Origin of the sequence: Streptomyces diastaticus subsp. diastaticus, assembly GCF_011170125.1 — a bacterium.
GTDB classification, from domain to species: Bacteria; Actinomycetota; Actinomycetes; order Streptomycetales; family Streptomycetaceae; genus Streptomyces; species Streptomyces diastaticus.
In genome coordinates this window covers 62,913-83,878 of record NZ_BLLN01000002.1, presented here as the reverse complement: position 1 = coordinate 83,878, position 20,966 = coordinate 62,913, and the positions used below count along the sequence as shown (strand labels likewise).

Here is a 20,966-nt window from a genome sequence, read left to right as displayed (position 1 = left end):
GCGGATGGGTGTGCGCTCCGGCGGCCGGCCGGTCCGGTCAGGCTGGACCGGCCGCGTGCCGGAGAGGGTCCCACCCGGCGCCTCCCCCTGAGGACGCCGGACAGGACCCGGGCCGCCCGGCGAGGCGGCCACGGCGATCCGTCTGCCCCCCGACGCGACGGATCGATACGAGGAGCATGGCGGACGCCGATAAACGTTCGATGAACGTGCTCGCACCCTAGGACAGGTGACTGACACTCACTGCGGCGCGTGAGCCAGCAGTTCGCGTACCTCCGACGCCTCCGGCCTGCCCAGACGCTCGTACACGCCCAGCGCCTCCGTCCAGCAGGCGCGCGCACGGCCCTGCTGGCCGAGGGCGAAGAGGGACTTGCCGAGGACGGTGAGGACGTTGCCGCGTCGCCAGTCGCCACCGATCCTGCGGAGCTGGGCGAGGGCCTGTTCGGCCAGGGTGGCCGCCTTGGCGGGCTCGCCGGTGTCCAGCGCGACCCCGGCCATGCGGAAGAGCGTCATGCCCTCCCAGAGCGGCTGGCGGTTCTCCTGGAAGACCGGCAGCGCCGCGCTGAGCTGGGCCATCGCCTCCTCGTGGCGGCCGGAGGCGGCCAGGGCCAGCCCGAGGGCGTACCTCCCGTTGGCCAGGCGCCAGGTGAGGCCGACCTCGTTGTAGATGGCGAGGGCGCGTTCGGCGAGGGCGACGGCCTCGGCGGGCTCGCCGGTCTGGAGCAGGACGCGGGAGAGGTTGCTGAGGGCGCTGGCCTCGCTCGGGCGGTTGGCGTCGGCGCGGAACTCCTCGATGGCGCGGCCCAGGTAGGCGCGGGCCTCGGTGTGCCGGTTGTGGTAGATCGCGACGATGCCGCGGATGTTCGAGGCGTAGCCACCCGCGACCGGGTCACCGGCGGCGGCGCTCAGCCGCATACCGTGGTCGGCCTCCTCGTCGGCCTGCGTCAGCTTGCCGGTCAGCCGGTAGGAGTGGGCGAGGACGGTGCGCGCCCTGGCCTGGGCGAGCAGGTCCCCGCGCTCCTCGGCGGCCGCCAGCGCCACCACCGCCACCTGCTCGTACTGGCGGGCGTCGGCCCCCGACTCGGCCAGGTCCTTCGCCGCGAAGAGCAGATCGACGGCACGCCGCAGCGTCTCACCCCCGGCGTGCTGGCGTACACATGCCAGCACGCAGGACGCCTCCCGGAACAGCCAGTCCCAGGCGGCCGTACGGTCGGTGAAGGCGAGGCCCGGCACCTCGGTGGGGGCCAGGTGGGCGTGGAGCTGGTCGCCGGGGCGCTCCAGGGCGTACACGCCCGCGGCGGTCGCCAGGTAGAAGTCGAGGAGGCGGGAGAGGGCGGCGGCCCGCTCGGGCCCCTCGTCGCGCTCGGCGCAGGCGCGGGCGTAGAGGCGGACCAGGTCGTGGTAGCGGTAACGGCCCGGGGCGGCGGACTCCAGGAGGCTGGTGTCGACGAGGGATTCGAGGAGGTCCTCGGTGGCCTCGGCGTCCAGGTCGAGCAGGGCCCGCGCGGCGTCCAGCGAGATGTCGGGGCCGTCGGCGAGGCCCAGCAGCCGGAAGGCGCGGGCCTGGGCGGGTTCGAGCTGGCCGTAGCCCAGCTCGAAGGTGGCCTTGACGGCGAGGTCGCCGGCCTGGAGTTCGTCCAGGCGGCGCCGTTCGTCGGCGAGTTTGGCGGCCAGCACCGAGACGGTCCAGGTGCGGCGGGAGGCGAGCCGGGAGGCGGCGATGCGGATGGCGAGCGGCAGGAAGCCGCAGGCGGCGACGACGTCGAGGGCCGCCTCGCGCTCCGCGCCGACGCGTTCGGTGCCGACGATGCGGGTGAAGAGCTGGAGCGCCTCCTCCGGCGACATCACGTCGAGGTCGACCAGGTGCGCCCCGGCCAGGTCCACCATCCGCACCCGGGAGGTGATGAGGGCGGCGCAGCCCCCGGCGCCGGGCAGCAGCGGCCGGATCTGGGCGGCGTCACGGGCGTTGTCGAGGAGGACCAGGACGCGGCGGCCGTCGAGCGTGGAGCGGTACAGGGCGGCCCGCTCGTCCAGGCCCGTCGGAACGGCCGACTCCGGGGTGCCGAGGGCGCGCAGGAAGGAGCCGAGGACCGTCTCGGGGTCGGCGGCGCTGCCGTCGGTGCCCTGGAGGTCGACGTAGAGCTGGCCGTCGGGGAAGGCGGCGCGGGCGGCGTGCGCGACGTGCACGGCGAGGGTGGTCTTGCCGACGCCGCCGATGCCCGCGACGGCGGAGACGGCCATCACCCGGCCGCCGACCGAGCCGAGGGCGTCGCCCAGTTCGGCGACGAAGGCGGCCCGGCCGGTGAAGTCCGGGACGGTGGCGGGGAGCTGGGCCGGGCGCACCGGGGCGGAGGCGGGCTGCTCGGCCGGGGTCTCGGGCTCGGCGAGGGCCGGGTCGGCGGCGAGGATCCGGCTCTGGAGCTCCCGCAGCCCGGCGCGCGGGTCGACGCCGAGTTCCTCCGCGAGCAGGCGGCGGGTGTCGGCGTAGACGGCGAGGGCCTCCGCCTGGCGGCCGGAGCGGTACAGCGCGAGCATCAACAGCTCGCGCAGGTGCTCGCGGAGCGGGTGGGCCGCGGTGAGCGCCGTCAGCTCCGAGACGGCCTCGGTGTGGCAGCCCTGTTCGAGGTCCATCTCCAGCAGGTTCTCCTGGAGTTGCAGGCGCCACTCCTCCAGGCGGGTCCGCTGGGTGCGCCCGTGCGGGCCCGGCACCCCGGCCAGCGCCTCGCCCTCCCACAGGCCGAGCGCCTTGTTGAGCAGGGTGCGGGCCTGGCAGAGGTCGCCCGACCCGGCCGCCTTCTCCGCCTCGGCGGCCAGCTCCTGGGCCACCGTCAGGTCGAGGGCGCCGGGGCGCACGGTGAGGGCGTAGCCCCCGGAGACGCTGGCGAGGTCGCCCGGGGCGAGGACCTTGCGCAGCCGGGAGGCGTAGGTGCGGATGGCGGGGAGCGCCTGCGAGGGCGGCTCCTCGCCCCACAGGGCGTCGATGAGTTCGGGTGCGGTGGCGGTGCGGCCCTCGCGCAGCAGCAGCACGGCGAGCAGCGCCTGCTGCTGCGGGGTGCCGGGGGCGAGCCGGTCGCCGCCGCGCCAGGCCCGGACGGGGCCGAGCACGGAGTAGCGCATCGCCGAGCCGAGGTCGCCCGCCGCGGCGCTCTCCGCCGGGGCGCTCTCCGCCGGGCCGAGCCGTTCCGCGGCCGGTCCCGTGGGCTGCTCCGGCACGCCTCCGGAGACCGAGCGCTGCTCCGGTACCGGTGCTCCGCCGTTCATCCCGTCCCCCTGCGTCCACTCGTCCGCGTCTCTTGGGTCCCGCCTGTGCACACGGGGAAACGCAGGTGACAGTCTGCCTTGTCGGCCAGGCTTGCGGCAGGCGTGAGAGGCAGCTCTCACACGGTCCGCCCACGCGCCCCGTACGGACCGGCCACCCGGGGGCCGACGGGCCGGGCGGCCGTTCCCGCCGGACATGTCGCCCCTCTCATGCTAAAAAGGGCACCCTGTCCGTGCTGGACCGGTGTGAGCTGGAGGTGGAGGGGCCCGGCCCCCGACGTCATGGATCTGCGTTCCGTCGCATCCCTCTACGAGAGTGCCGAGAACCTCGGAGCGCCCGTCGCCTCCGTCCACCTCGACACCACCCACGACGACCGGCTCTCCGCCACCCACGTCGAGCACCGCTGGCGCGCCCTGCGCGAAGGTCTCGCCGAGCACGGCTGCGACGAGGAGACCCTGGCCGTCCTCGACAAGGCGGTCGGCGGCGTCCCCGACCTGCCCGGGCCGCAGGGCGAGTCGGTCTTCGCCGCCGGCGGCCGGCTGCTCGGGGCGCACACCCTGGCCGCCCCGCCGCCGCGCGACCACGCCGCACTGCTGCCGATCCCCGACGCGCTGGCCCTCGTCGTCGACCTCGACCACCAACTCCCGCACGTCGTGGTCGCCGTGGACGAGCACGGTGCCGACGTCGACGCCTTCCCCGTCAGCGCCGAACAGCCCGACACCCGCCGCACCTTCCACGGCACCACCCTGCACCTGGCCGGACTGCTGGCCGACGGGCCCGTCACCGGCGTCACCCGGCGCCGCCGCGAGGGCGACTGGGCGAGCGTCGCCGACCAGGTCGCGCAGGACGTGCTGGCGGCGGTCCACGAGGTCAGGGCACGCATGGTGGCGGTCACCGGTGACCCCCATGTCCTCGAATCGCTCCGCGCGCGCCTCTCGCCCGCCCTCTCGGCGCCCGGCGACGTCCCGCCCGACCTGGTCCTCGTCTCCGGCGGCCGTCCCAGTGGCGGCGACCCGGCGGCCCTCGCCGAGTTGCGCCGCAGTGTCGACGCGGCCCTGCACGACGCCACCACCGCCCGCCACCGCGCCGCCCTGGAACGCTTCCGCGGCGACCTGGCCCGCCACCGCGCCGCCGAGGGCGTCACCGACACCGCCACCGCCTTCGCGCGCGGCCGCGCCACCACCCTCCTGCTCGCCGCCGACCGCGAGCACGACCCGAGGCTCCACGCCTCCGCCACCGACCCGCGAGCCCTCGCCACCCAGGCCGCCGCCCTCGACGGCGATCCGACCGCCTTCGCCGGGCAGGCCGGGCCGCTGCTGCTCAGATCGGCGGTGGCGGCGGGCGCGGAGTTCTCGGAGATCCTCAGGCCGCACCAGGTGCCGGACGGGACCGGAGCGCTGCTGCGGTAGGGCGGTACCCGGCGGACCCGGTGCCCGGCGCCCGGCCGCTGTCGGTCCCGGGGTGTTCAATCGGCCCCATGCCCGCACCTGACCCGACCCCCCGCCCCGAGGACCCCGCGCCCGTCACCGGCGAGACGCTGCGCGGCGACGACTGGTACGGCCGCGACCTCACCGGCCTCGCCTACACCGCCTGCGACTTCTACGACACGGACTGGACGGAGACCACCGGCTCCGGGGCCCGCTTCGACCGCTGCACCTTCTCCGGAGTCCGCTTCAACGTCTCCCGCCTCACCGCCACCGCCTTCACCCACTGCGAGTTCCGTCGTTGCAGCTTCTTCGACGCCCAGCTCGACCAGTGCAAGGCGGTCGGCTCCACCTTCGACGACTGCTCCTTCCAGCTTCTGAGGGTGACCGACGGCGACTGGTCCTTCACCTCGTTCCCCCGCGCCGACCTGCGCAAGGCCACGCTCGACGGCGTCCGGATGCGCGAGGCCGACCTGCGCGGCGCCCGCCTGGACGAGGCGGTGGTCACCGGCACCGACCTCTCCGGCGCCCTCCTCGCCGGGGTCAGCCTCACCGATGCCGACCTGCGTGGCTCCGACCTGACCTCCCTCGACGCCCACACCCTGGACCGCACCGCCCTCGCCGGCGCCCGCATCGACCCCGTGCAGGCCGTGGGCATCGCGGTGGGGATGGGGTTCGAGGTCGCGTGAGGACCGTCCCCGTCCGCCTGCCCCGGCGCGTCGGCCGCCCTTAGTGTTCTGCCATGACGACGGGGGCCGAAGGACATGTGGTCGACGGAAGATTCGAGCTGCTGGAGCGGCTGGGCGGCGGTGGGATGGGGCTCGTCTGGCGGGCCCGGGACCTCGTTCTCCGCCGTGACGTGGCGCTGAAGGAGGTACGCCCGCCGGATCCGGAGCTGCTGCGGTTGCGGCCCGACGCGGCGGAGATGATCCGCAAGCGGGTGCTGCGCGAGGCCGTCTCGCTCGCGCGGATCAACCATGCCAACGTGGTGACGATCCACCACATCGTGAGCTCGGCCGAGGTGGAGCATCCCTGGCTGGTGATGGAGCTGGTCCCGGGCGGATCGTTCCAGGACCGCCTGGAGCGCGGCCCGTGCACCCCCACCGAGACGGCGCGACTGGGCCGGGGCGTACTGGCCGGCCTGCGCGCCGCCCACGGCGCCGGCATCCTGCACCGGGACGTCAAACCCGGCAACGTCCTGCTGCGCGCCGACGGGTCCCCCCTGCTCACCGACTTCGGCATCGCCGCGATACGCGAGGCCGCCACCGTCCTCACCCACACCGGCGAACTCATCGGCTCGCCCGACTACATGGCCCCCGAGCGCCTGCGCGGCCACGACGACGACCCCTCCTCGGACCTCTGGTCCCTGGCGATGATGCTCTACGCCGCCGTCGAGGGGCACCATCCCATGCGCCGCTCCTCCACCCTCGCCACCCTGGCCGCGATCCTGGAGGAGGACGTCCCACCGCCCCGGCGCGCGGGTGCCCTCGGTCCCGTACTGCGGTCCGTGCTCGTCAAGGACGTCGCCTCCCGGCCCGACGCGCGGCTCCTGGACCAACTGCTCGCGGAGGCGGCCGGAGAGCGGCAGCGGACCGTACTCTCCGTCCCGTCACCGTCGGAGCCGGAGCCCGGGGCGCGGCCCGCGCCGTCCGGGGAGCCGGCCGGCGCCGCTTCCCCGGACGGCACGGGCGAAGCCACCGCCCCCGGGCCAGCCGGCGCCCGGGAACCGGAGACCGAAGCGCCCGAGGTGAGGACGCCCGAGGCGAGGACGCCCGGCAGCGCGGCGGACGCCGCCACCGACGAGGCCGTTCCCGGTACGGCGTCCCCGGCACCGGTCCGGCCCACCCGTGGGCGGTCATGGCGTTGGCTGCTCGTGCCCACGGCCGTGGCAGCGCTCGTCGTCGGCCTGGCGTTCCGGCAGGACGTACTCCTCGGCGGGGAGGACAAGCCGGCCGCCGGACAGACTCCTCCGTCCAGCCCCGCCGCACCCAGCTCCCCGTCACCCTCGCCCTCGCCCTCGCGCACCGCGGAGGAGAACCTGATGACGCCCGCCGGGGCCCGCAAGGTCGTCCGCGAGATCGAGCGGGTGACCGGCCGGACCACCGTGCTCAGCTTCACGCTGGACAAGACCTACGCCTCCGCCCAGATCCCCTCGAAGGACGGAGAGGTCTGGAACTCCTTCACCTACCGGGAGGGGAAGGGCGAGAAGAGGGACGGTGGAGGCCGGACGCACGACCGCCCCACCTTCGACATCGCCCGGGTGAACTGGGACGCGCTGCCCCGGCTGATCCATGTCGCCGAGACGGACATGGGGTTGGAGGGGGGACAGGTGACCCAGGTCATCGTGAGCCGGCGGGACGGGGACGTGGAGCTGGCGGTCCCCGCGAAGGACGCGTACGGCGGCGCCTGGTTGTACGCGGACCGGAACGGCAAGGTCCTCGGGCAGAGCCCCGTGAGCTGACCGCTCCGCCCGCAGCCGGCCGGGCTGCTTCCGGTGTGCCACGACGCCGCAGCGGATACCGGGGGCGGTGCGGTGCGCCGGGCGGACGGCGCGGACCCGCGCCGGGCCCGGCGACCGCCCCCCTTGCCCCCGGCCGCCCCCGTGCCGCGTCCCCGCCCGCCGCCTTGGCCTCGTACGCTGCGAGGGACGGGCGGCGGCGCGAAGGGCGAGGTGCGGAGATGGTCAACCGGCTGATCGGCGCGGCCTGGCACCGGCTGCGCGGCCCTTTGCAATGGCGGCTGATGTGGCTGGCGCACGCGACCTTCATGGTGGGCGTGACCGGCGTGGTCCGCGACGACGAGGGGCGCGTGCTCCTCCTCCACCACCGCCTGTGGCGCAAGGACACCCCCTGGGGCCTGCCCACCGGCTACGCCCGGCGCGGCGAGCCCTTCGAGCAGACCGTCGTCCGCGAGGTCAGGGAGGAGACCGGCCTCGACGTCGCCCCCGGCCCTCTGGTCCGCCTCACCAGCGGCTACCACCTGCGCGCCGAAGCCGCCTACGAGGCCCGCCTCACCGGCGGCACCCTGCGCCTGGACCCCCGCGAGATCCTGGACGCGGGGTGGTACGCGCCGGACGACCTCCCGGAGGGGCTGATCGCTTCGCACCGGGAGCTGATCCTTGGAGTGGGGGCGGAATCCGGCGCCTCCGGGGCCAGGTAGAGCACCACCCGCCGCTCGGGAGTGCGATGGCTCCGGCGAGCCGCCGCACGCCCGTGCCGGGGTTCACCTCCGCCTCGCTGCCTGGCGGACAGAGCGCCTTCGCCCGGCGGACGGCCTCGCGCCGGCTGTCTCCGTACCGGCGCTCGAAGCCGAGGCCGGCCCTGTCGTGGGCGGGCACCTGTCGCCGAGGGGAGGGGAGCAGCGCACGGTAGGGGGGGCGGCCGGTGTCGTGTGGTCGGCGAGGTGGAGGAGGAGCCGCGGCTCGAAGCACGGGCGGAAGAGGGCGACGTGGAGGTACCCGGGCCGCCTCGCCTCGGCCAGGGCGGCGGGCGGCCTGGTGGAGGAGGGCCGTTCGCCGGGCATCATCAGGGCTTCCCTGCCCGGCTGCCACCCGCGAGTGAGTCCGCCGTCACGGCCGCCAGTACCCCAGTGCGCTCACCCGTTCCTTCGCCGCGCCCAGTTCCTTGCGGGCCCAGCTCGCCAGGGTGCGGGTGGTGCGGGTGTCGGCGGCTATCCAGAGGTAGGCGTCGGTGGGGAAGGCGGGGAGGGCGGTTCTCACGGTTTCGGTGAGGCGGGCGCCGGCGCGTTCGCGGGGGACCGTGTGGACCGTGTGGCGGTCGGGGTCGGTGCGGAGGGGGAGGCCCTTCGTGGCGGGGCCGGCCTCGTCCGGGGTCTCGAACCAGATGGTGGCCGGGGTGGTCGGGAAGGTGTCGAGGAGGGAGTTGAGGGCGGGCAGCGAGGCGGGGTCGGCGACGGCGTAGAGGTGGGCCGGGGCCGGGTCGGGAGCGGTGAAGCCGGTGCCCTGGACCGTGGCGTCGACGGTGTCGCCCGGGGCGGCGGTGCGCGCCCAGTCGCTGGCGGTGCCCTCGTGCAGGGCGAACTCCAGGCTGAAGGTGCCCTTCTCGGGGTCGGGGTCGACCAGGGTGTAGGCGCGCTGGTGCGGTTTGCCGTCGCGCTCGAACCAGACGCGGACCCACATCGTGGGATGGACGCCGGACTGGGCCAGCAGCCCGCCGTCGGTGAAGTGCACCCTGCGGTACTCCGGGGTGACCTCCTCGCTGCCCGTGACGGTGAACGTGAAGTCCTTGCCGCGCAGCAGCTTGAGGACGACGCCCTCCCAGCCGTGACCCACGGTGATCTCCTCCCCTGATGATTACTTTAGGTTAGGCTAACCTAAATCTGTGGGGGTGTGGAGGCTCGGGAGGGGTTCGGGGGAGCCTGGCGTCCGCGCGCGAGACCGCGGGCGAGACATCCTGACGGCACATCGGTGCCTGACGACGAGCGGGGAGCGGTGGGACGGATGAGAGCCGAGAGAGCCGAGAAGAGCGAGAGGGCCGAGAGGGGCGGGGGGTCCGGGCGGCCCGTCTTCGCGTTGTTCCGGGACGACTGGGGCATCCCGCACGTCCGGGCGGGCGGGGCGCGGGACCTGGCCTACGCCCAGGGGTACGTGACCGCGCTCGACCGGGCCTGGCAGCTCCATGTCGAGCGGCACCGGGTGCTCGGCACCAGCGCCGCCTTCCTCGGAGCCGACTCCGCCGGCTGGGACGGCCTCGCCCGCCGTACCCGTCTCGCCGACACGGCCCGCCGGTGCTACGAGCAGCTGGACGCCGGGACGGCCGCCTGGGTCGCCGCGTACGCCGCCGGGGTCTGCGACGCGTTCGCGGACGGGGTGCACGAGGCGGCCCCCGAGTTCGCGCGGACCGGCAGCGCGCCGGAGGGATGGGAGCCGTGGCTGCCGCTCGGGGTGTGGCTCTCCACCCACCTGCTCTTCGCGGGCTTCCCCGCCAAGCTCTGGCGCGGCGAACTCACCCGCCGCCTCGGCGCCGACGCCGTCCCGCTCTTCGCCACCGACGGGCCCGGTACCGCGGGCAGCAACGGCTGGCTGGTCACCGGCGACCGTACGGCGAGCGGTGCGGCGCTCCTGGCGGGCGACCCGCACCGGTTCATCGAGGACCCGGGGGTCTACCAGCAGATCCACCTCGCGACGACCACGGCGGGGGAGGAGGGGCAGGGGGAGGCCGCGACCGATGTGGTCGGCCTCGCGGTGCCCGGCGTCCCCGGACTCGCCCACTTCGGCCACACCGGCCAGGTCGCGTGGGCCATCACCAACGCCATGGCGGACTACCAGGACCTCTACCGGGAGCGGCTGCGGCGCACCGGCGACACCGTCGAGGCGTACGGGCCCGGCGGCTGGGAGGAGGTCCAGGCACACACCGAGACGTACCAGGTGGCGGGCGGGGAGCCGGTGACCGTGGAGGTGGTGGAGACGGCGCGCGGCACCGTGGTGGTCGGCGGGCCGGAGGCCGGGCCGCTGCCCGGCGAGGAGGAGGACGCGGAGGCGGCCAACGCGCTGGCGCTCCGTCACCACCCGCGTGTCAGCGGCCGCCTCGGGTTCGAGACGCTGCCCGGGCTGCTCACCGCCCGGACCGTCGCCGAGGTGTCGGCCGCCGTCGACCACTGGGTGGAGCCGGTCAACGTCCTGCTCGCCGCCGACACCGAGGGCGGCCTGCTGCACCGCGCGGCCGGGTTCGTCCCGCGCCGCCCGGCCGCCAACCGGCTCGGCCCCGTCCCCGCCTGGGAGCCCGGCAACGCCTGGCAGGACGAGCCGGAACCGCTGCCCGAGGCGCCCGCCGCCACCTGGGCCGACCCGGGGCTGGCCGTGATGGCCAACGAGCGCGGGCTCGCCGCCCCGCTGGGCACCGAGTTCGCCCCGCCCTACCGCGCCGACCGCATCCGCGCCCTGCTCACCGCCCGCACCGGCTGGCGGGCCGGGGACATGTCGGCCGTGCACACGGACACGTACCTCGCCTCCGCACGGCCCCTGCTGGCCCTGCTCGCCCGGGTGGACACCGGTCCGCTCGGCGAGCCCGCCCGCCGCCTGCGGGAGCGGCTGCTGGCCTGGGACCGGCACATGGCCGCCGACTCGGTGGACGCCGCCCGGTACGCGGCCTTCCGCGCGGAGGTCGTCCGGCTGCTCGCCGCCCACCCGGCGCTCGCGGAACTGACCGGCCCGGGCGGGCCCGCCCACGCCGACGGCTACCCGCCGGTCTTCCGGCCCTGGCTGTTCGCCACCGCCCGGATCGCCTACGCCCTCGAATCGCTGCTCACCGGCGGCCCCGTGGCCGAGCCGGACCGGCTCACGCTGGTCGCCCGCGCGCTGGAGGCGGCCGCCGGGGAGGACACCGGGCAGCCGTGGGGCGCCCTGCACCGGCTCGCGCCCTGGCAGGCGGTGGCCTCCGACGAGGAATGGCCGGCGGTCGCCGGCGACCACGACTGCGTGCTCTCCACCTCCAGCCTGCCGGGCGTCACCCACCTCTTCGCGCGCGGCCCCGCCGCCCGCTACGTCTGGGACCTCGCCCGCCGCGACGACAGCCTGTGGGCCGTCCCCTTCGGCGCCTCGGGCGTCCCCGGCGACCCGCACGCCCGCGACCAGCTCCCCCGGTGGAGCGAGGGCGGTCCGGTCCCCGTCGTCACCGACTTCGCCCGGCTGCGCCACGTCCCCCTGCCCACCCCGTCCGACAGGAGTTCCGCCCGATGAGCATTCCCAGCCCCGACCTCAGCGGCCGCACGCCCGTCCACACCCACCACGTGGACGGCTTCGGCGACGTCCGCCTCGTCCCCGTCGACCCGGACGCCGACCTGGACCTGCTGTACGCCTGGGTCAGCGAGGAGCGCGCCGCGTTCTGGGGCATGACCGGCCACACCCGTGAGCAGGTCCACGAGACGTACACCTTCCTGGACTCGCTCGCCACCCACCACGCCTTCCTCGCCGTCCTCGGTGGCCGCCCCGCCGCCCTCTTCCAGACGTACGAGCCCGAGGCCGACCCGCTCGGCGAGTGCTACGACGTGCGGCCCGGTGACTACGGCGTCCACCTGCTGATCGGCCCCGCCCACGGCGGCCGGCCCGTCACCAACTTCAGCAACGGCCTCATCGTCGCCCTGATCGACTACATCCTTACCGACCCCGGCCGCCGCCGGATCGTCGTCGAGCCCGACGCGCGCAACGCCAAGGCCATCGAGCGGCTGCGCCGGGTCGGCTTCGTCCTCGGGCCGGAGATCGACAAGCCGGAGAAGCGGGCCAGGCTCGCCTTCCTGGAGCGGGCCGACGCCGAGGCCGCCGTGAAGGCCGTCTCCCACCGCTGACAGCTCCGGTTCGCGAGGGCGTCGAGGCTGGGGCAGAGTGGGCCCCATGGACGACCTCAACGCCCTCGCGGACGAGCACGTCACCGCGGCCCACACCGGCCCGCACGGGCGCAGCGCGCACATCCTCGTGCACGAGGACTGCCTGCGCCAGACCATCATCGCGCTCACCGCCGGCACCCGGCTGGACGAGCACAACGCGCCCCCGGCCGCCTCGCTCCAGGTGCTGCGCGGTGTCGTCCGCATCACCATGGTCTCCGGCGACGTCGAGCTGCGCGCCGGGCAGCTCCACCCCATCCCGCAGGAGCGGCACGGCCTGCTCGCCGTCGAGGACGCGGCCGTCCTGCTGACGGCGGTCAACGACTGATCCGGGCCCCGGTCGCCGACTGCCCGCCGCCGTACGGCAGTCGGCGACCACCCACCCGGTCCCGCACCGCGCCGCCCACCCCGCTCGTATGCTGCGTGTATGACTGATGCGCAGCCGGGACGGCCGACCGAGAATGCCATGCGCCGAGCGCTCAAGCGGGCCCGGGACGGGGTGGCGCTGGACACCGCGGAGGCGGCGGTGCTGCTCCAGGCGCGGGGCGAGCAGTTGCGGGACCTGTCGGCCTCGGCCGCGCGGGTGCGCGACGCCGGCCTGGAGGCGGCCGGACGGCCGGGTGTCATCACCTACTCCAAGAAGGTCTTCATCCCGCTGACCCGGCTCTGCCGGGACCGCTGCCACTACTGCACCTTCGTCACCGTCCCCGGCAAGCTGCGCCGCGAGGGTCACGGCATGTACCTCTCGCCCGACGAGGTGGTGGAGACCGCCCGCCAGGGGGCAGCCCTCGGCTGCAAGGAAGCCCTCTTCACCCTCGGCGACCGGCCGGAGGACCGCTGGCCCGAGGCCCGCGAATGGCTCGACGCCCACGGGTACGACGACACCCTCGCCTACGTCCGCGCCATGGCCATCCGCGTCCTGGAGGAGACGGGCCTGCTCCCGCACCTCAACCCGGGCGTCATGAGCTGGACCGACCTCCAGCGGCTCAAGCCCGTCGCGCCCTCGCTCGGCATGATGCTGGAGACCACCGCGACGCGCCTGTGGTCCGAGCCCGGCGGCCCGCACCACGGCTCGCCCGACAAGGAGCCCGCCGTGCGCCTGCGCGTCCTGGAGGACGCCGGCCGCTGCAACGTCCCCTTCACCACCGGCGTCCTCATCGGCATCGGCGAGAGTTACGAGGAGCGCGCCGACGCCCTCTTCCAGCTCCGGCGCATCCAGCGCCAGTACCAGTCGATCCAGGAAGTCATCGTCCAGAACTTCCGCGCCAAGCCCGACACCGCGATGCGCGCCATGCCCGACGCCGAACTGGAGGAACTGGCCGCCTGCATCGCCGTCGCCCGCCACATCCTCGGCCCGGCCGCCCGCATCCAGGCCCCGCCGAACCTGGTCGACTCGGAGTACGCGCTGATCGTTGGCGCCGGCATCGACGACTGGGGCGGCGTCTCGCCGCTCACCCCGGACCACGTCAACCCCGAACGCCCCTGGCCGCACATCGACCAGCTCGCCGAGCGCACCCGCGAGACCGGCTTCGAACTGCGTGAACGCCTCACCGTCTACCCGGAGTTCATCGCCCGCGGCGAACCCTGGCTCGACCCGCGCCTCCTCCCGCACGTCCGCGCGCTCGCCGACCCGGAGACCGGCCTCGCCCGCGAGGACGCCCGGCCCGAGGGACTGCCCTGGCAGGAGCCCGACGAGGGATTCACCGCGACCGGCCGCACCGACCTGCACCGCACCATCGACACCGAGGGCCGCACCGGGGACCGCCGCGCCGACTTCGACGCCGTCTACGGCGACTGGGAGGCCCTGCGCGAACAGGCCGCCCCCGGGATGGTCCCGCAGCGCATCGACAGCGACGTCCGCGAGGCCCTCGCCCAGGCCGCCGACGACCCGACCCGGCTCAGCGACGACCAGGCCCTCGCCCTGCTGCACGCGGACGGCCCGGCCCTCGACGCGCTCTGCTCCATCGCCGACGACCTGCGCCGCGCCACCGTCGGCGACGACGTCACGTACATCGTCACGCGGAACATCAACTTCACCAACGTCTGCTACACCGGCTGCCGTTTCTGCGCCTTCGCCCAGCGCCGCACCGACGCCGATGCCTACACGCTCTCCCTCGACCAGGTCGCCGACCGGGCCGCCCAGGCGTGGGAGGTCGGCGCCACCGAGGTCTGCATGCAGGGCGGCATCCACCCCGACCTGCCCGGCACGGCCTACTTCGACATCGCGCGGGCGGTGAAGGAGCGGGTCCCGGGGATGCACGTGCACGCCTTCTCGCCGATGGAGGTCGTCAACGGCGCCAGCCGCACCGGCCTGTCGATCCGCGACTGGCTCACCGCCGCCAAGGAGGCCGGGCTCGACTCGATCCCCGGCACCGCCGCCGAGATCCTCGACGACGAGGTCCGCTGGGTCCTCACCAAGGGCAAGCTGCCCGCCGCCGACTGGATCGAGGTCGTCCGGACCGCCCACGAACTGGGCCTGCGCTCCTCCTCCACCATGATGTACGGCCACGTGGACCAGCCCCGCCACTGGCTCGGCCACTTCCGCACGCTGGCCGCCGTCCAGCAGGAGACGGGCGGCTTCACCGAGTTCGTGACCCTGCCGTTCATCCACACCAACGCGCCGGTCTACCTCGCCGGCATCGCCCGCCCCGGCCCCACCACCCGGGACAACCGGGCCGTCACCGCGATGGCCCGCGTCCTGCTCCACCCGCACATCACCAACATCCAGACCAGCTGGGTCAAGCTCGGCGCGGAGGGCGCCGCCGAGATGCTGCGCTCGGGCGCCAACGACCTCGGCGGCACCCTGATGGAGGAGACCATCTCCCGCATGGCGGGCTCGCGTTACGGCTCGTACCGCTCCATCGAGGACCTGCGCGCCATCGCCACCCTGGCCGGCCGCCCCGCCAAGCCGCGCACCACGCTGTACGGCGAGGTCCCGGCCGAGCGGACCGCGGCGGCCGAGGACTCCGACGGCCACCTGCCGGAGCTGCTGCCGCTGGCGGAGTGAGGGTCAGGGCGTGGCGGGCGGGCCGTCGGCCGGCTCCGCCACGTCCGTCCCGGCGAACGAGGGCTCGACCGCGCACCGGGCCGGGATCTCCTCGGCGGAGCCCTCGCACTCCGCGCGCTCCACGGACTCGGGCCCGTCCGTCGTGGCGGGCGCCCCCGGCGCGCGCCTCCCCGTCTCGACACGCTCCGGCGCGTCCTTCACGGCGGTGGGCGTCCCCGGTGCCCCGGCCGGGCCGGACGCGGAGGAACAGGCCACCGCGGGCAGTCCGGCACCCAGCACGAGCGCGACGGAAGCCACCAGGCCACGACAGCGGACACGGACGCGCATGAGATCCCCCCGGACGCCTGGGCGCGTACGTCCGCGCCCCTCAGGCGCCCCACCCTGCCACGTCGCGCCCCCGTGGGGACCAGGACGGCGTGTGAAGAACGCCCATCCACCTTCCGTCTACGCCCTTGCCACCGGGGCAGACGGCATCCCATGACAGCGGCATCGACACCGTCGAGGAAATGGGGACCTGGTGGCTGAGTGGGCGTCGGCGGTGTTCTCCGGGGAGTGGGCACTGGGGTGGAGCGTGGTCGTGCTGCTCCTCGCCGGAGCGGTGACCGTCTGGTGCAGCGTGCGGCTGGCCGGGGTGGGCGACACCCTCGCCGACCGGACCGGCTGGGGCGAGGCGCTCTTCGGCGCCGTCCTCTTCGGCCTGGTCACCTCGCTCTCCGGGATCGTGATGACCACCGTCGCCGCCGTCGACGGGGAGCCCCGGCTCGCCTACGGCAACGCGGTCGGCGGTATCGCCGCGCAGACCCTCGCCGTGGTCGCCGCCGACGCCTTCCACCGCCGCGCCAACCTCGAACACGCCGCCGCCTCCCTCCAGAACCTCCTCTTCGGCACGCTGCTCGCCGGGCTCCTCGGGCTCTCCCTGATGGCCACCTTCAGCCCCGACGTGACGGTGGCCGGAGTGCACCCTGCCTCGATCGTGCTGGTCCTGGTCTACATCGGCGGCCTGCACCTGGTCCGCCGCACCGACGACCCCGCGTGGGAGGCGTGGGAGGCGGTACGCACCAAGGAGACCGTCGAGGACGTGCCCGACCCGGAGCCCGACGGGGCGTACGCGGGGCGCCGCACCCCCTCGCTCTGGGCGGAGTTCGCCGTGATCGCGGGCGTCGTCATCGTCGCGGGGTGGGCCGTCACCCAGGCCGCCCAGGTCGTCCTCTCCTCGACGAGCCTGCGCGCGGGCCTGGTCGGCGCCGGGATCATGGGCGTCATCAACGCGCTCCCGGAAGCCGTGACCTCCATCGCCGCCGTCCGCCGGGGCGCCGTCACCCTCGCCTTCGCCGCCATCATCGGCGGCAACTGCCTCGACGTCCTCAACCTCGCCATCGGCGACCTCGCCCACCCCGGCGGCTCCCTCTTCCACGCCGCCGGCCGCGACGAACTCTTCCTCACCGCCGCCGCCCTCCTGATGACCACCGTTCTCCTCGCCGGTCTCCTGGTCCGCCAGAAGAGCGGCTGGTTCCGGCTGGGCTTCGACGGGTGGACGCTGGTGGTGGTGTACGCGGGGACGATGGTGACGCTGGGGGTGTGAGCGCACGCCGGACGGCGACCGGAGCCGAGGCGCGTGGCGAACGTGTTCGTTACGATCGGGGGATGAGCGCCAGGAGAGAGCCGGTGAGCCGGCGGGAGCGGCCTGCCAAACGTGCCTTGTCGCGGCGGTGGATCGTGGACACCGCGGTGGCGGTGATGCGGGCGGAGGGGCTGGAGAAGGTCACGATGCGGCGGCTGGCCAAGGAGCTGGACACCGGCCCGGCCTCGCTCTACGTCTACGTGGCCGGCACCGCCGAGCTGCACGCGGCCGTGCTGGACGCCCTGTTGGGCGAGGTCGACCTGACGGCGGACGGGGCCGGGGACGGCTGGCGGGAGCAACTGCGGGCGGTGGTGACCTCGTACACGCTGGTGTTGTTCGCGTACCCGCAGCTCGCCCGGTCGGCGCTCGTCGCCCGGCCGGGTGGCGAGAACTACCTGCGGCTGGTGGAGCGGCTGCTCGACCTGTTGTCCCGCAGCGGGGCCGGGCGCGAGCAGGTCGCCTGGGGCGTGGACAAGCTGCTCCAGGACGCGACCGCCACCGCCGCCGAGCAGTCGGCGCGGGAGGGCGACCCCGCGGCGGAGGACGAGTGGGGCGCCGCCGTACGGGCGTTGAGCGAAGCGAGCGAGGCGACGTATCCGGCGATCGTCGCGCACATGCCGGCCCTGGTCGGCGGTACGGCCGAGGACCGGTTCCGGTGGGGGTTCGACGTGCTGGTCAACGGGATCAGCGGGACGCCCGTCCCGGTGGCGGAGGACTGAGGGCGCGCGAAGGGGGCGAGGCGGGAACGCGGGCGCGCGACGGAGGCGGTCGGCCGGTCCGGTGGAGGCGCCGCGGCCGTCGGGCCCGTCCGCGCCGGTCGTGGTCCCGCGCCTCCGCCCGGAAGGGGACCGCTGCGCCCGAGAGGGGACCGCTGCGCCCGAGAGGGGACCGCTGCGCCCGAGAGGGGACCGCTCACCCTCGCCCCCGCTCGCTCCTCGCGCGGCACCACCCGTACCCCGCTCCCTCTCCTGTCCCCGATGCCCCACGCGGCCGGCCGTCCGAACGGGCATTTCCGCGCGGGCCATTGACAGGTCCTGGTCACGTCGGCACTGTGGGAGCGCTCCCACCCTTCAATTCCCGGCGGTGTCCGGGACACAGGGCCACCCGGAGGCGCTCCACCGGCCTCGCGGAGGTGCGGAGCGTCACTTCTCGTCCACTTCTCCGGTCCGGCGCACGCACCGCCCGCACCCGCGCACCACCAGCACTCCGAGCACCATCCCGCACCCCCGATTCCGCCCCCGGCAGAGCCGCCGAGGGCGTACGAGAGGAGCACGGAGCCGCATGAACACGAGAAGCAGAGGCAGGAGACCTTCCCCCGACGGGGCCGCAGGCGCCCACTCCGGGCGATTCCGTCCTGGCCGCCCGCGGTCGGCGGCCGCCACGCTGACCGCCCTGGTCCTGGGCGCCTCCCTGGCGGTCGCCGTCCCCGGCGCCGCACCGGCCGAGGCGGCGGGGCCCCGGGTCGACAACCCGTACGCGGGTGCCACCCCGTACGTGAACCCGGACTGGTCGGCCCAGGCCGCCGCCGAACCCGGCGGCGGCGCCATCGCGGACGAGCCGTCGTTCGTCTGGATGGACCGCATCGCCGCCATCACGGGGACCCCCGGCGCACGCGGCCTCAAGGAGCACCTGGACACCGCCCTCGACCAAGGGGCCGAGCTGTTCCAGGTCGTCATCTACGACCTGCCGGGCCGCGACTGCTCCGCCCTCGCCTCCAACGGGGAGCTGGGCCCGACCGAGATCGGCCGCTACAAGAGCGAGTACATCGACCCGATCGCGGACATCCTCGACGATCCGGCCTACGCGGACCTGCGCATCGTCACCCTCATCGAGCCCGACTCCCTGCCCAACCTCGTGACCAACGCGGGCGGCACCGCCGGCTCCACTCCCGAGTGCGCCGTGATGAAGGAGAACGGGAACTACGAGAAGGGCGTCGGCTACGCCCTCAAGACCCTCGGCGCGATCCCGAACGTCTACAACTACGTGGACGCCGCCCACCACGGCTGGCTCGGCTGGGACTCCAACTTCGTCCCGGCGGCCGAGCAGTTCAAGAAGGCCGCGACCACCGAGGGCGCGACCGTCGACGACGTGCACGGCTTCATCGTCAACACCGCCAACTACTCGGTGCTGAAGGAGCCGTACCTCAAGATCACCGACACGGTGGACGGCACCACGGTGCGCCAGTCGAAGTGGGTCGACTGGAACTACTACGTCGACGAGCTGACCTTCGCCCAGGGTTTGCGCGAGGAGCTGGTCCGCCAGGGCTTCGACTCCGGCCTCGGCATGTTGATCGACACGGCCCGCAACGGCTGGGGCGGCGACGACCGGCCCACCGGCCCCGGCCCGTCGACCAGCGTGGACGCCTATGTCGACGGCGGCCGGGCCGACCGCCGCATCCACGCCGGCAACTGGTGCAACCAGAGCGGCGCCGGCGTCGGCGAGCGGCCGACGACCGCGCCCGAGCCGGGCATCGACGCGTACGTGTGGGCCAAGCCTCCCGGGGAGTCGGACGGCAGCAGCGAGCCGATCGACAACGACGAGGGCAAGGGCTTCGACCGGATGTGCGACCCGACCTACGAGGGCAACGGCCGCAACGGCTTCAGCCTGACCGGGGCGCTGCCCGACTCGCCGGTCGCCGGGCACTGGTTCTCCGCCCAGTTCCAGGAACTGCTGGCCAACGCCCACCCGCCGCTGGGTGACGGCGGCCCGGGCGGCGAGGACGACACCACGGCGCCCACCGCCCCGACCGGCCTGACGGTCACCGCCAAGTCGGCCACGTCCGTCTCCCTCTCCTGGACCGCCGCCACCGACGACACCGGCGTCACCGGCTACGACGTGTACCGCGACGGCGCCCGCGTCGGCTCCACGACCACCACCGCGTACGCCGACAGCGGCCTGGCGCCCGGCACCTCCTACGCCTACACCGTCCGCGCCAAGGACGCGGCGGGCAACGTCTCCCCGTCCTCGGCGTCCCTCGCCGCCACCACCGACGAAGGGGGCGGCGCCACCGGCGCCCTCAAGGTCCAGTACCGGACCTCGGACACCTCGCCGGGCGACAACCAGATCCGGCTGGGCCTCCAGGTGGTCAACACCGGGGAGAGCGCGGTGGACCTCGCGGACGTCACGCTCCGGTACTGGTTCACGCCGGACGGGGAGAGCGCGGTGACCAGTACGTGCGACTGGGCGCAGCTCGGTTGCGGCGGCGTCACGCACACCGTCGAGCGGTCCGGTGCGGCGGTCCCGGGCGCCAGCCATCACGTGGAGGTCGGCTTCTCCGCCGGCAGCCTCGCGCCCGGCGCCGCCACCGGCGAGGTCCAGCTCCGCCTGAACAAGGCCGACTGGTCGGACTTCGACGAGAGCGACGACTACAGCCGGGGCACCTCCACCGGCTTCACCGACCACGCGAGGATCGGCCTCTACCTCGGCACCGCCCTGACGTGGGGCACCGCCCCCTGACCCACCCACCGGCAGGGAGGCCCGGCACGCACCTGACGGCGTGCCGGGCCTCCCGTTCCGTACCGTTCGCCGTTCAGCCGGGACCGGCCTCCGCCCGCTCGCGCCGCAGGCGGGCCGCCCGTTCGTCGGGACACTCCTGGTGGAACTCCACACTCCGGCCTGCGGCCGAGGCCGAGTCGACGACGAGCAGGACGGGTTCGTCGCCGGGAGCGAAGGGGAGGTCGCAGCGGGCGCAGGACATGGCAGATTCCCGGGGTGAGGAGAGGGAGGGGAGGACGGGCCCGTCACGGGCGGGGGAGGCGAGTGCGCCGGTCCGCCAGGAGGCGGGCGGCGACCAGAGGGTCGTACGCGTGGAGGCGGGCGCGTTCCAGAAGGTCGCGGGCCGTCCTCAGCGAGGAGTCGGGGACCAGCGTGACGCGGTCGCCCCGGTCCACCGTGAACAGCGGTATGGCGGGTGCGGGCCGGTGGTACAGGGTGAGCCCCCGCGCCCCCGCCGGCAACGGGTCCGCCTCCGGCCGCAGCAGCCGGACGCGCAACGTACCGTCGGCCAGGCGGTGCAGGCAGTGGTCGAGCTGGTCGAGCACCGCCTGCCGCTCCCCGGCCGTCGCGACCCGGCGGGGGAAGGCGGCCAGCAGTGCGGAGGCCGGCGCGTACCAGGTCAGGGGCGTGCGCTGCCGCTGGTGCCGGTCGGGGCCGATGCCGCCGGGGGAGACGCGCCGGACCACGTGCGCCGCGTACGCCGTAAGGCGCAGGGCGGGCGGTACGGCGCCCCGGCACAGGGTCTCGACCGCGGTCGCCGAGCCGTCCAACTCCCTTACGGAGGCCCAGGTCAGCGGGCGCCCGGCGCTGATGGCGCGTGGCACG

At 74.8% G+C, this 20,966-nt stretch carries 16 protein-coding genes; 11 read left to right on the top strand and 5 right to left on the bottom strand.

Annotated features, from left to right (window positions below; genetic code table 11):
* Positions 1–237 precede the first annotated feature (237 nt).
* Positions 238–3,258 (bottom strand): SARP-family global regulator AfsR, encoded by a 3,021-nt coding sequence (gene afsR / locus Sdia_RS02130; RefSeq protein ID WP_115067802.1) that lies wholly within the window; start codon positions 3,256–3,258, stop codon positions 238–240.
* 279 nt (positions 3,259–3,537) lie between these two features.
* Between afsR and Sdia_RS02125 the strand changes: the two genes are divergently transcribed.
* The 4 genes from Sdia_RS02125 to Sdia_RS02110 all read left to right on the top strand — a co-directional run bounded on the left by Sdia_RS02125 (position 3,538) and on the right by Sdia_RS02110 (position 7,839).
* On the top strand, positions 3,538–4,665 hold the full coding sequence (locus Sdia_RS02125) for a baeRF2 domain-containing protein (RefSeq protein WP_115067803.1): 1,128 nt from the start codon (positions 3,538–3,540) through the stop codon (positions 4,663–4,665).
* Positions 4,666–4,733: 68 nt separating this feature from the next.
* Positions 4,734–5,369, top strand: a complete 636-nt coding sequence (locus Sdia_RS02120; protein ID WP_115067804.1) for a pentapeptide repeat-containing protein — start codon at positions 4,734–4,736, stop codon at positions 5,367–5,369.
* A gap of 53 nt (positions 5,370–5,422) precedes the next feature.
* Entirely contained in the window at positions 5,423–7,141 is a 1,719-nt protein-coding gene (locus tag Sdia_RS02115) for a serine/threonine-protein kinase (RefSeq protein ID WP_115067805.1), read from the top strand.
* A 218-nt stretch (positions 7,142–7,359) separates the two neighbouring features.
* Positions 7,360–7,839 carry an NUDIX domain-containing protein gene (locus Sdia_RS02110; protein WP_100456152.1) on the top strand — a complete coding sequence of 160 codons (480 nt, stop codon included), beginning with the start codon at positions 7,360–7,362 and terminating at the stop codon, positions 7,837–7,839.
* A gap of 409 nt (positions 7,840–8,248) precedes the next feature.
* Here Sdia_RS02110 and Sdia_RS02105 read toward each other — a convergent pair whose 3' ends face one another.
* Positions 8,249–8,971, bottom strand: a complete 723-nt coding sequence (locus tag Sdia_RS02105; protein WP_100456151.1) for a siderophore-interacting protein — start codon at positions 8,969–8,971, stop codon at positions 8,249–8,251.
* 168 nt (positions 8,972–9,139) lie between these two features.
* Here Sdia_RS02105 and Sdia_RS02100 point away from each other — a divergent pair, with 168 nt between their 5' ends.
* From Sdia_RS02100 to Sdia_RS02085, 4 genes are all read left to right on the top strand, one after another.
* On the top strand, positions 9,140–11,377 hold the full coding sequence (locus tag Sdia_RS02100) for a penicillin acylase family protein (RefSeq protein ID WP_189500115.1): 2,238 nt from the start codon (positions 9,140–9,142) through the stop codon (positions 11,375–11,377).
* Positions 11,374–11,982, top strand: coding sequence for a GNAT family N-acetyltransferase (locus Sdia_RS02095; protein ID WP_100456150.1), 609 nt, complete (start codon positions 11,374–11,376; stop codon positions 11,980–11,982). Before Sdia_RS02100 ends, Sdia_RS02095 begins: the two co-directional genes overlap by 4 nt.
* A 46-nt stretch (positions 11,983–12,028) precedes the next feature.
* Entirely contained in the window at positions 12,029–12,346 is a 318-nt protein-coding gene (locus tag Sdia_RS02090) for a cupin domain-containing protein (protein ID WP_100456149.1), read from the top strand.
* A gap of 99 nt (positions 12,347–12,445) precedes the next feature.
* Positions 12,446–15,025, top strand: a complete 2,580-nt coding sequence (locus tag Sdia_RS02085; RefSeq protein ID WP_100456148.1) for a bifunctional FO biosynthesis protein CofGH — start codon at positions 12,446–12,448, stop codon at positions 15,023–15,025.
* 3 nt (positions 15,026–15,028) lie between these two features.
* Here the strand turns inward: Sdia_RS02085 and Sdia_RS02080 are convergent, their stop codons facing one another.
* Positions 15,029–15,322 (bottom strand): hypothetical protein, encoded by a 294-nt coding sequence (locus Sdia_RS02080; protein ID WP_229830919.1) that lies wholly within the window; start codon positions 15,320–15,322, stop codon positions 15,029–15,031.
* Positions 15,323–15,563: 241 nt separating this feature from the next.
* On the opposite strand from Sdia_RS02080, the gene Sdia_RS02075 reads away from it, so the two are divergent.
* The 3 genes from Sdia_RS02075 to Sdia_RS02065 all read left to right on the top strand — a co-directional run bounded on the left by Sdia_RS02075 (position 15,564) and on the right by Sdia_RS02065 (position 20,102).
* Positions 15,564–16,607 (top strand): sodium:calcium antiporter, encoded by a 1,044-nt coding sequence (locus Sdia_RS02075; protein WP_100456146.1) that lies wholly within the window; start codon positions 15,564–15,566, stop codon positions 16,605–16,607.
* Positions 16,608–16,669: 62 nt separating this feature from the next.
* Complete coding sequence (locus Sdia_RS02070) at positions 16,670–17,365, top strand: TetR/AcrR family transcriptional regulator (protein WP_100456145.1); 696 nt, start codon at positions 16,670–16,672, stop codon at positions 17,363–17,365.
* Positions 17,366–17,927: 562 nt separating this feature from the next.
* Complete coding sequence (locus tag Sdia_RS02065; RefSeq protein WP_371874224.1) at positions 17,928–20,102, top strand: glycoside hydrolase family 6 protein; 2,175 nt, start codon at positions 17,928–17,930, stop codon at positions 20,100–20,102.
* 73 nt (positions 20,103–20,175) lie between these two features.
* Here Sdia_RS02065 and Sdia_RS02060 read toward each other — a convergent pair whose 3' ends face one another.
* Positions 20,176–20,343, bottom strand: coding sequence for a hypothetical protein (locus Sdia_RS02060; RefSeq protein WP_161499812.1), 168 nt, complete (start codon positions 20,341–20,343; stop codon positions 20,176–20,178).
* A gap of 43 nt (positions 20,344–20,386) precedes the next feature.
* Entirely contained in the window at positions 20,387–20,965 is a 579-nt protein-coding gene (locus tag Sdia_RS02055; RefSeq protein ID WP_124287582.1) for a Scr1 family TA system antitoxin-like transcriptional regulator, read from the bottom strand.
* Position 20,966: the final 1 nt, after the last annotated feature.

What these genes read in the sequence shown, in the direction of transcription:
- afsR (WP_115067802.1), bottom strand. Translation starts at nt 3,258, where the DNA reads ATGAACGGCGGAGCACCGGTACCGGAGCAGCGCTCGGTCTCCGGAGGC.
- Sdia_RS02125 (WP_115067803.1), top strand. Translation starts at nt 3,538, where the DNA reads ATGGATCTGCGTTCCGTCGCATCCCTCTACGAGAGTGCCGAGAACCTC.
- Sdia_RS02120 (WP_115067804.1), top strand. Translation starts at nt 4,734, where the DNA reads ATGCCCGCACCTGACCCGACCCCCCGCCCCGAGGACCCCGCGCCCGTC.
- Sdia_RS02115 (WP_115067805.1), top strand. Translation starts at nt 5,423, where the DNA reads ATGACGACGGGGGCCGAAGGACATGTGGTCGACGGAAGATTCGAGCTG.
- Sdia_RS02110 (WP_100456152.1), top strand. Translation starts at nt 7,360, where the DNA reads ATGGTCAACCGGCTGATCGGCGCGGCCTGGCACCGGCTGCGCGGCCCT.
- Sdia_RS02100 (WP_189500115.1), top strand. Translation starts at nt 9,140, where the DNA reads ATGAGAGCCGAGAGAGCCGAGAAGAGCGAGAGGGCCGAGAGGGGCGGG.
- Sdia_RS02095 (WP_100456150.1), top strand. Translation starts at nt 11,374, where the DNA reads ATGAGCATTCCCAGCCCCGACCTCAGCGGCCGCACGCCCGTCCACACC.
- Sdia_RS02090 (WP_100456149.1), top strand. Translation starts at nt 12,029, where the DNA reads ATGGACGACCTCAACGCCCTCGCGGACGAGCACGTCACCGCGGCCCAC.
- Sdia_RS02085 (WP_100456148.1), top strand. Translation starts at nt 12,446, where the DNA reads ATGACTGATGCGCAGCCGGGACGGCCGACCGAGAATGCCATGCGCCGA.
- Sdia_RS02070 (WP_100456145.1), top strand. Translation starts at nt 16,670, where the DNA reads ATGAGCGCCAGGAGAGAGCCGGTGAGCCGGCGGGAGCGGCCTGCCAAA.
- Sdia_RS02065 (WP_371874224.1), top strand. Translation starts at nt 17,928, where the DNA reads ATGAACACGAGAAGCAGAGGCAGGAGACCTTCCCCCGACGGGGCCGCA.
- Sdia_RS02060 (WP_161499812.1), bottom strand. Translation starts at nt 20,343, where the DNA reads ATGTCCTGCGCCCGCTGCGACCTCCCCTTCGCTCCCGGCGACGAACCC.